Source organism: Pseudofrankia sp. EUN1h (genome assembly GCF_001854645.1).
GTDB lineage: Bacteria > Actinomycetota > Actinomycetes > Frankiales > Frankiaceae > Pseudofrankia > Pseudofrankia saprophytica.
On record NZ_MBLN01000043.1, the window covers coordinates 110,832 to 121,018 of the forward strand.

The window sequence follows — 10,187 nt, forward strand, 5'->3', positions numbered from 1 at the left end:
ATGGCGGCCCCGGCGATACCGGTCACGGCTCCACAGGTCACAGGTCACAGGTGGACCGGTGGACGTGACCAGTGACGGCACCAGCGACGTTGGCGCTGGGTAGCGACACCGCCGACGTCAACCCGACGAAATACTGTTACCGACGATAGCCACTCGAACACGCTATGGCGGTACGACTCGCCCGCCACGCGCGTATGGGTTGAAGACCACACGCCAGGATCACAACCGCGCGGTGGTGGTGGGAGCCCGCCATCCGACTCCCGCCACCCCCACCCAGACCGCGCCCGCACGCGCCCTGGCATTCGAGCAGGCGTTCTTCGACGATGGCCTGCTCCACCGGAGTGCGCCGAACGGGGCGCCCGCGTCCTGGCCGGCTGGTTCCCCGCGCGGGCCGCGGAGACCTCTTACGCACCCAAAGGCGGCCGATGTAACGTTCCACCTACAAGTACCCCGGGCGGGGGCAAATAAATGCCTGGGGATATATCTACCTACTGCTCATTCGGGGGACTGGCAGGTGACCGCGTGACCATGCCACAAGCAGAGGCACTCAGCAAGGAGCTCGTTACCAGGATTTTCAGCCCAGACGAGCGCTGGGGCTGGGAGTTCGCCCCGCCGTACCCGGTCACCCCGCACCCCGAGGCGAACCGGCCGCCGTCCCGTATTCCGGTACAGCCGCCAGACCTGCGCGGGCTGGAGTACCGGAAGATGCTGCTGAAGCAGAAGGTCTGGAAGCTGATCGTGGGCGGGCTCATCCTGCTCATCGGGCTGGGGATGCTGGCCGAGACGCCTGCCGGCCTGTTCCCAGCCCTGATCGGCGCTGGACTGCTCTGCTGGTACTTCGTGCCGATCCAGACGATCAACAATCAGGTGAAGGGCCTCACCGAGCGCTATCAGGCCGAGGTCGCCCGCCGTGAACAGGAGTTTCAGGCCGTATACGCCGAATGGCAGCGGCGCCTGCACGACCACGACCAGACCGAGCAGTACCGCGTCGGATCCGCGATGGAGTTCTATCCGCTGGATCCCGCGGCCCCAGCTCGCGTCGATATCTTCGGTGGGACCGGTGCCGGCTGGACCAGCATCCTGGCCACCGGCGGCGCGTCGCTGCTCGCGGGCGGCTCCGGTGTCCTGCTGCTCGATCTCAGCGAGCTCAGTGTCGGCGCCGGCCTGGTCATGCTCGCAAACAATGCGGCCACGCCCCCGTCCGTCGAGGTCCGGGAACTGCCGAATTCCCTGGAACGGGTCGACCTGCTCGATGGGCTGGACCCACGGGAGGCCGCCGAGATGTTCGCCGACGCCTTCGACGCGGACCGCCGGGGAGGCGGCGACGCCGGCCTGCGCGCCATCGACCTCAACATCCTGCGCGCCGTGGCGTCGTCGATCAGCGCGCCACTGACCTTCGCGCGGTTCGCCGCCGCGCTGCGCATCCTCGACAACCAGAGTTCGGCGATCTACGAAGGTGTGTTCACCGAGTACGAGGTCTCAGCCCTGCAGCAGCGGATGCACGACCTCGGCGGGCGCGAGCGGACGGCGGACCAGATCAGCTTCCTGCGCACCGAGTTCGAGACGCTCGCCGGCCACGATCCGGCTGCCCAGCCCGGCGCCCCGGCGGCCACGTCGCGCGAGTGGTGGCCGAACGCGGGCGGGCTGCGCGTGCTGGCGACGACGAGCGCGGGGCGAGGCGGCTCGGGACGGCGCAAGCTGCTGACCGACCGGGTGCTCGTCCAGATGCTGCTGCACCAGCTGCGCAACAACGGCCGCGCCGGCGCCGGCACCGTCGTGGTGATCGCGGGAGCCGACCACCTCGGCCGCGACACCCTGACGGCGCTGACCGGCCAGGCGGAGGTATCCCGCGTCCGGCTGGTCCTGCTGTTCAAGAACCTCAGCGACGATGCCGAGAGGCTGATCGGCACCGGCCACAGCGCGACGATCTTCATGCGGCTGGGCAACTCGCGCGAGGCGGCGGCCGCGGCCGAGCACATCGGCAAGGGATTCCGGTTCGTGCTCTCCCAGCTGACCAACCAGGTCGGCACAAGCTTCACCGAGGGCTTCGCGAACAGCTACGGGGAGCAGGACGGCACCTCGCACAGCCGCGGGGAGGGCGGCAACCGCGGGTGGTCGCCTGGCGGGCGGTCCAGCGGTGACAGCTGGAACAGCTCGACCACGACGTCGCACTCGTCGACCTGGACGAACACCGTCAACGTCTCCGCCGCGGTCAACCAGAACGCGGGCGTCACGGTGGCGCGGGAGAAGGACTACACGGTCGAGCCGACCGTGCTGCAGAGCCTGGCAGCGACGGCGTTCATCCTGGTCGGCACAGGCAGCGGCCCCGGCCGCGTCCGCCCCGGTGACTGCAACCCGGGCCTGGTGCTGCTGCCCAAGGTCGCGCCACTGCCCCGAGAGCTCACCGCGGTGCCGAACCCGGCGGACCCGCACTCGGGTGCCGGCGGCATCACCCCCACCCAGCAGATCCCGGCCCCGCAGTCGGGCTACCAGCAGCCGCCGCCCGGATACCCGCAGCAGCAGCCCACCTACCCCGGCCCCTACCAGCAGGCGTACCCGCCCTCCGGCGGGACCGGCGGTTATCCGCCGGCGGGTGGTACTGGCGGCTACCCGTACCAGCAGCCGCGGCAGCCGTACAACTGGCCGGGACAGCAGTAGTCCGGGGGATCGTGATGCTGGAAGGGTTCCGCTTCCACCGGCTGCTCTCCGTCCCTCGCCCGCCGGACCCGGCGGACCGGCCCGACCCGGCGCCGGCCCAGCTGTTCGCCGCGCTCATCGCGTCGCACGCCGACCTGACCGGCGGCACGGGCGGCACGGGCGGCACGGGTGTGCCCGCGATCGCGGTCGCCTGGGTGCGGGTCCCGGGCGATCCGCACCTGCGGGTCCTGGTCGGTGGCAGCCCCCACTTCCCACCGGCCCGCGCCGCGGTGGCACGGGCGTCCGACGGCACGGCACCGCCGGTGCTCTATCCGCCGGGCAGCACCGGGGTGCCCGTCGACACCGCCGACGTCGTGGCGGCGCTGACCGGCTTTCCGAGCTGGCTGCGCTGCGAGGGGACCGCCGACGCGCTGTGGGCGACCGCCGGTACCAGTGGCAGTGGCGGTGGTGCCGGTGCCGCCGGTGGCGGTGGCGGTGGCGGCCGGGGCGACCGCGGCCCGGCGCGGCACGGCTCGTTCGACGACTACGCCGCTCACCTGCCGGGTGCCTACGCCTGGCTGGTGATCGCGCAGCCGGTACCAACGGGAGTCGTCGACACCGAGCGCGGCGACCTGCTCCGCATGATCCCGTTCCTGCGTCAGCGAGAGCGCGACGAGCACGCCCGCCTCGAGCTGGAACGCGCCGAGGCCCGCTACCGCGAGCTCACCCGCTCGCGAGCGACCGGGATGTGGGATGCGCGGGTGCTCGTCGGCGCCCCGTCGACGACCGAGGCGCGGCTGACCGCGGCCCTCCTGTGCGGCGCCGGCGACCTCGACGACCTGCCTTACCTGCTGACCCCGGCGGGCGGGCGTCCGACGTCGCTGGCCGAGGCGCTCGGCCTGCCCGAGCGGCCGCGGCCCGCCACCGCGCCACAGGCGGTGACCGCCGGTCCAGGCGGGCCCGGGCCTATCCGGCCGGTCCCCGGCGTGGGCACCGGCCAGCCGGGCCCGGTTCGCGCTCCTAGCCCACCCGTCGGCGGGCCGGCCACCGCCGGGGTCGCGGCGACGTTCCCGTTCCGGGCCGGCGGCGAGCTGGTCGCCGCGCTCGCCCGGCCGCCGCGCCGCGAGCTGCCCGGGATCACGCTGGTCACCCCGCACACCTTCGACGTCACCCCGGAGGGGGTGCTCGCGACCACCGCGCCGATGGCGCCGGCGCCGGCGCTGAACGGTTCTTCCTTCGTGAAGGGCTCCCCCGGCGACGGGTTCGTGCTCGGCCAGGTGCTCGACGCCGGGTGGTCGCCCGCCGGGGTGCTGCCGGTGCCGCGCTCGACGCTCAACCGGCACGCCTTCGTCTGCGGCGCGACCGGCTCCGGCAAGTCCCAGACAGTCCGTTCCCTGCTCGAGTCCCTCGCCCGGGCCGCGGATCCGGTGCCATGGCTGGTGCTGGAGCCGGCGAAGGCCGAATACGCCCGGATGGCCGGCCGGCTGGCCGGCCACAGCGACGTGGTCGTGATCAAGCCGGGCCAGTACGACGCCCCGCCGGCCGGGCTCAACCCGCTGGAGCCCGAGCCCGGGTTCCCGGTGCAGAGCCACCTCGACCTGGTCCGCGCGCTGTTCCTGGCCGCGTTCGAGGCGCAGGAACCGTTCCCGCAGGTGCTCTCCAAGGCGCTGACCGTCTGCTACACCGAGGCGGGCTGGGACCTGGTCGCCGATCGGATGCGCCCGGAGCACCGGCCACGTTTCCGCGACGACGAGCCGCTGGAGCCGGCTCGCCGTCGCTACCCGACACTCGGCGACCTGCAGCGCACCGCCACGGTCGTGGTCGAGAGCATCGGCTATGGCAAGGAGATCACCGACAACGTCCGCGGCTTCGTCGACATCCGGATCGGCTCGCTGCGCGACGGCCGGCCGGGCCGCTTCTTCGAGGGCGGTCATCCGCTCGACATCGCCGAGCTGCTGACCCGCAACGTCGTGTTCGAGCTCGAGGACATCACCAACGACCAGGACAAGGCGTTCCTCATCGGCGCGGTCCTGATCCGGATCGTCGAGCATCTGCGGGTCCGGTGGGGCAACACCGGCACCGACGAGCTGCGGCACGTGCTCGTCGTCGAGGAGGCGCACCGGCTGCTCAAGAACGTCGAGGACGGCCCCGCGGCCGCGGCCGTCGAGCTGTTCGCCTCGCTGCTCGCCGAGATCCGCGCCTACGGCGAGGGCGTGCTCGTCGTCGAGCAGATCCCGTCGAAGATCCTCCCCGACGTCCTGAAGAACACCGCGCTGAAGGTGATGCACCGGCTGCCCTCGGCCGAGGACCGGCTGGCCGTCGGCTCGACGATGAACCTGCGCGACGAGCAGTCCGAGCTGGTGGTGTCACTCCCGCCGGGTGTGGCAGCGGTCGCGGTCGACGGTATGGACCGCCCGGTGCTCACCCGGATGACGCCCGGCTCCCACCGCGAGACGCCGGCCGGCGCCCGCTACGACGGCGCGCCGCTCGGGGGACGGCGCAGCGAGCTGTGCGGCCTGGACTGCCAGCGCGCCGCCTGCACCCTCTGGCAGATCAACGACGCGTCCCACCTCGCCGAGGACCCGCGCCTCGTCGTCTGGGTGGAGGCGGTCGCCGCCCACCAGGTCATCGGCCTCGCGCACCTGCTCGGCCAGCCACCACCCGTCCCCGTTGCCGCGCTGCGCCACGAGCTGCTGGCCCTGCCGGAACGCACCCGCGACTGCCTGCTCGCGCACGCGGTCGACCGGTCCGTGGCCGCCCGTGCGACCCTGCTGCGCGGCTACGTCGACCCGGACGACTTCGCCACCCGGTTGGCGGACACCCTCAGGCGCCTCCTCGTCGGCGCCCCGATGGACGCCGCCGACACCCGCCGCTGGACCGCCGGCCAGTACCGCTACCAGGACGTCCGTCGAACCCTGCACGCGGCGCGCGATGAACCCGGAGCTGACCGCCCGCACCCGGACACGGCCGACTGGCGCCGCCGCGGCCTGTCGATCGTGGCGACGACCGTCGCCGCACAGTTCGAGGAGCTGCGCGGCAGCGCACGCTATGCACCAGGCATGGACGCCGTCGTGCTCGGCGACCTGACCACGAGCCGCTTCGCGACCGCCGTACGCACGCTCGCCGGCGGCGTGTCCGAGGAGCATCTGCACGCCGCGCTGCGATTGGCCTGCGTGTCAGGTGACCTCGCGAAGCTGCATCGTCAGATGACCCACCTGCTGGAGAAGCACGTGGCGGGCGGGGGGAGCTGAGGAACAGTGGCGACCGACTCGGCGGCGGATGCCCCTCCCCCGCCGCCACCACCACCGCCCCCGGACACGACGTCCCAGCAGAACGCTGACGACCTCGACAGCGACACCCAGACCGCCTCCGCGAACCGGAACGGCGCTGGGGAAACGAGCCGTGGAGGCGAGAGCGACGACCAGGACGGCTACGCCAGGTCGAACGCGGACAACCAGGCCGACTCTGTCGCCCAGAACGACGGCACCCAGAACAGCACGGCGAACGAGACCCCGATCAACCAGCAAAACGCCGACGACCTGGACAGCCACGGCCAGGCCGACGCCGCGAGCCAGAACTCGAACCAGAATGGCGACAACGCCGCGCACATCGGTGGAGAAGACCGGACCGGGCAAACCAACGAGAACGGGTCCGGTGCTGACAGCCAGACCAGCACCGTTGACCAGGACCAAGACGCCCAGAACGACGCGCCMCACGAGGCTCCGATCAATCAGCAGAACGCCGATGACCTCGACGGCCACGGCCAGTCCGACAACCCGAACCAGTACGACTCCGAACAGAAGACTGAAAAGCTGGACGCCAGCTCGAACGGCTCCGGTTCTGAGGGGCTCGAACGACCCGGCCTCGGCCTCGAGCCCACTCCAGAGTTCCAGGCTGCCCTCGACGAGCGCATGGCTGCGACTGACGAGAACAAGGCCGCTCAGAGCGGCCCCCGCGATGAGACCGTCGACCCCGCCAATGACCAGCAGATCAATCAACAGGACCAGGGCACACCGGCACATACGGTTCCTACGGAACAAGTCGACGGCCAGAAGGCCACCGGCCAGGACCGGACCTCAAACGCCGCCGTCAACCATGAGGCTGGCGATGGCGCGCCGCCCGACAGCGGCCCACCACCCGACGATGGACCACCCGACGGCGGTTCACCACTAGGCGGTGGTCCACCTCCCGGCGACGGACCGCCGCCCGGCGGTGGACCGCCCCATGACGATGACGACGCCCCAGATCGTCGAGGTGGTGACGACCGTCGGAGCGACCCTGGCGACTATGACGGCCCTGACCGTCGCAGCGGCGATGATCGTCGCGGCTACGTTGGCGCCAGCGATGGAGATGACGAGGCGGACCCCACAGCCAGCCCTCCGGCCGAGCAGACGGGCACCGACGACGGGGAAGATCCGAACGAAACCGGTCGACCCGAGTCCGGGCCTTTGGAAGGGAGAATAGAGTATGAGGTAGCAGATCCAGTCACCGGGAGGACGATAACGGATATCGACCGTGTCGAGGATGGAACTCTTTGGGAAGAGAAGACCGCCACCAGCGGGGTTGACCGTCGAACCGGCGAAGACAAAACGGCAGACTGGGTCGACAAACATATCGACCAGAAATTCAATAAATACCAGGAAGCTCGACAGCATATGCCCGGATATGAGCAGGCTCCAGTAGGATTCCACTTCACGAAGCCAGGCGTCGACCCGAATTTCAAAAACGCCGTCGAGAGCGCTGTGCAAAAGCTGCGCAACCAGCATCCCGAAACAACGATTAATCTCCGATGGGAGGACTGACGGTGGGAGTTCTGTTCGAGATCGCCGGCGAGACCGTATGGGAACCAGGCCAGAAAGTGGCGCGCCTATTCCTCGCACAAGTTCGCGCCCTCGAAGAGGCTACCGGGTCGCCGAGTGGACTGAGCGCGTCCTTTGACGATGAGATAGCGATCGATGTCGAGAAATTCGAGGAGTTTATCGCGGCAACCACGTCACTGATAGCACGCTCCAACAGTCGCGCCTTGATGGCGTTGGTTCGAGGACCGCTGAGAATCATGCTAGCACTTCATGAACGACACACGGATGCACCTTTCCCCTTCACTCCAGACCTCCAGTCCGCTGCCGATCGACTCGACGCAGGCGATCAGGATTCACCACTATAGGAACTCATTTTAGAAGGATCAGAAATCCCTGGGCATATTCCCGTGGGCAAATAAAGGCGGAAGCGATCGAAGCCCACCCGGTTCGTTCGGTAAATATCGACGACGTCGACTATACGGACGATCTTTTCGTCGTCAGCGAAGGGGAGATTTTCACTGGCGGGGCGGTTGGCTACCGCACAGATGGCCAGCTCCGCAAGGTGGAGACCTATGGAAATGACTGCCTAAGCAGGCCGGAGCGCACGTTCCAGCCTGACGGATCGATCAAGTCCGAGTATTGGAACGTCGACGGTGCCCGGGACGGTACCGGCCGAACCTGGTTCCCGAACGGCCAAATGGAATCCGAGACGCAGTACGACCACGCCAAAGTCATCCACAGGAAGCTCTGGTCAGAGKACGGGACCGAGCCAAGCTGACTTTCACTCGGTTCGGTCGCATCAATCAGCGCTCGGCACCACGAGGGGTTGCGGTGGGGCAGATCGAGGATGCCGAGGCACTGCAGGTCGAGCTGCGCCGGCTCGTCCAGGCTGACGCGCCGGGCCCGGACCTGGTCAAGAGCGTGGCTGGCTTGGACGTCGCATACGACACCGGCTCCGATTTGGTTGCGAGCGCCGTCGTCCTCGCAGCGCCGGGCTGGGAGGTGGTCGTAGTGTTCGTATCAGCCGCAGTGGTTGGCCGAGCAGCCTTTCCCTACCTCCCGGGCCGGCTGTCGTTCCGGGAGCCGCCGCCGCTCGATGCGTGGAAGACCGTTCTCCCTCCACTCGCCGCGCTGCCAGATTCGCCGCAGGAGACATCGCCGTGACGCCTGGGGCCGCACGAGTCAACCTGATCGTCCTCTACTCAGATGATATCGAGGCCTGTCGCGCATTCTATGAAAATCTTGGCCTGAGCTTCGTTGTCGAACAGCATGATAATGGCCCAACCCACTTTGCCACCGCATTCAGCGATGGCGGGGTCCTTGAGATTTATCCTGCGGGAAAGAGAGGCCCAACGGGCGCGCTCCGCATCGGGATCACCGTTCCCCATGGTCTGYCGAAAGACCGCCGACTCGCCGTAGGCACGCACCTGTTGCGTGATCCMGACAATCGAACGGTCGAAGTAACGGTAGTGTAGATGTGACTAGCAAACGCCTCTTCGCGGTTGACCGGATGTTGTAGCTGTCGGCAGCCTCATGGGGCCAGCGCACCAACCGCCATGCGATAGCAGCAGACTTTCGGGTCTTCCGGCCGGCGTGTCCCGGTCGAGAGCCTGGCGGGACCGGCGCACCCGGGAACGGCGAGGATGGGAACGAGCTGAGCCGTGCCTGTGCCCCTGCCCGGCTCGGTCGCGGGAGGCGGCGGTCGGCGGGACGAGGGGGTTGCAGTGGGGCAGATCGAGGATGCCGAGGTGCTGCAGGCCGACCTGCGTCGGCTCGTCCGGGCCGACACGCGCGGCCCCGAGCTGGTCACGACGGTGGCAGGCTTCGACGTCGCCTATGACACCGGCTCCGATCTGCTCGCGGGCGCGGTTGTCGTCCTCGCCGCGCCCGACTGGGAGGCTGTCGCGTCGGCCACGGTGGTTGGGCGGGCCGCTTTCCCCTACGTCCCGGGTTTGCTGTCGTTCCGGGAGTTGCCACCACTGCTGGACGCGTGGGAGACCGTTCTTCCCAGGCTCGCCGCGCCGCCCGATCTGCTGGTGTGCGACGGGCATGGCATCGCCCACCCTCGGCGGTTCGGGCTGGCCTGCCATCTCGGCGTCACGCTGAACCTGCCGACGGTCGGGGTGGCGAAGACGCCCTTCGTCGGCGAGCACTCVCCGCCCGGCGGACGTCGAGCCGACCRGACGGCGATCATGCTCGACGGYGAGCCGGTGGGAGCCGCGCTGCGAACCCGCGACGGCGTCCGCGAGGTGTACGTCTCGGTCGGGCACCGGACCAACCTTGACTCCGCCTGTCGGTGGGTGCTGGAGCTGTGCCCCAGCTACCGCCTACCGGAGACGACCCGGGCGGCCGACAGGCTCAGCCGCGATGCACTCGCCGACGCTTTGGCTGCGTCTCACTGACAGGGCGCGGCGGGCTCGGTGGATACCCGACCTGACTTGGCTCGAGTTGGTGCGGTCCTCGCCGGAAGCGATGGCTCTTGTCGAGGTCGTCGCGGAGGTGGTCGGGTGAGGGTCTCGGTGGCGGTGAGGGTGTGGTCGCCTGCCTGGATCTGGGTGGAGCGGTAGCGGCGCGTGGTGCGGACGAGCCGGCGGTCGACCAGTTGGTGGCCTGTTCGATAAGGCGGGAGACCGCGAGAGCCGCGAAGGCGACTGTCAGGTGGCCACACCGCCCCGCGGAACGCGGAGATCCACACCGCCCCGCGGAACGCGGAGATCCACACCGTCCCGCGGAACGCGGAGATCCACACCG

7 protein-coding genes are annotated in these 10,187 nt (G+C 69.4%); 6 read left to right on the forward strand and 1 reads right to left on the reverse strand.

The window, feature by feature from the left end; genetic code table 11:
* Positions 1-528 precede the first annotated feature (528 nt).
* The 5 genes from BCD49_RS11075 (at position 529) to BCD49_RS11095 (ending at position 8,600) form a co-directional block, all read left to right on the forward strand.
* Positions 529-2,658 (forward strand): hypothetical protein, encoded by a 2,130-nt coding sequence (locus BCD49_RS11075; protein ID WP_425343372.1) that lies wholly within the window; start codon positions 529-531, stop codon positions 2,656-2,658.
* Between the two features lie 14 nt (positions 2,659-2,672).
* Entirely contained in the window at positions 2,673-5,888 is a 3,216-nt protein-coding gene (locus BCD49_RS11080; RefSeq protein ID WP_007515848.1) for an ATP-binding protein, read from the forward strand.
* Between the two features lie 6 nt (positions 5,889-5,894).
* Complete coding sequence (locus BCD49_RS43500) at positions 5,895-7,439, forward strand: hypothetical protein (RefSeq protein WP_007515849.1); 1,545 nt, start codon at positions 5,895-5,897, stop codon at positions 7,437-7,439.
* A 2-nt stretch (positions 7,440-7,441) separates the two neighbouring features.
* Complete coding sequence (locus BCD49_RS43120; protein ID WP_131803439.1) at positions 7,442-7,801, forward strand: DUF6086 family protein; 360 nt, start codon at positions 7,442-7,444, stop codon at positions 7,799-7,801.
* A gap of 466 nt (positions 7,802-8,267) precedes the next feature.
* Positions 8,268-8,600 carry an endonuclease V gene (locus BCD49_RS11095; protein ID WP_007515851.1) on the forward strand — a complete coding sequence of 111 codons (333 nt, stop codon included), beginning with the start codon at positions 8,268-8,270 and terminating at the stop codon, positions 8,598-8,600.
* Between the two features lie 38 nt (positions 8,601-8,638).
* On the opposite strand, the gene BCD49_RS43505 is transcribed toward BCD49_RS11095, so the two are convergent.
* Positions 8,639-8,863, reverse strand: a complete 225-nt coding sequence (locus BCD49_RS43505) for a hypothetical protein (protein WP_007515853.1) — start codon at positions 8,861-8,863, stop codon at positions 8,639-8,641.
* A 297-nt stretch (positions 8,864-9,160) separates the two neighbouring features.
* Between BCD49_RS43505 and BCD49_RS11100 the strand changes: the two genes are divergently transcribed.
* On the forward strand, positions 9,161-9,838 hold the full coding sequence (locus BCD49_RS11100; RefSeq protein WP_071041458.1) for an endonuclease V: 678 nt from the start codon (positions 9,161-9,163) through the stop codon (positions 9,836-9,838).
* Positions 9,839-10,187 lie beyond the last annotated feature (349 nt).

What these genes read in the sequence shown, in the direction of transcription:
- BCD49_RS11075 (WP_425343372.1), top strand. Translation starts at nt 529, where the DNA reads ATGCCACAAGCAGAGGCACTCAGCAAGGAGCTCGTTACCAGGATTTTC.
- BCD49_RS11080 (WP_007515848.1), top strand. Translation starts at nt 2,673, where the DNA reads ATGCTGGAAGGGTTCCGCTTCCACCGGCTGCTCTCCGTCCCTCGCCCG.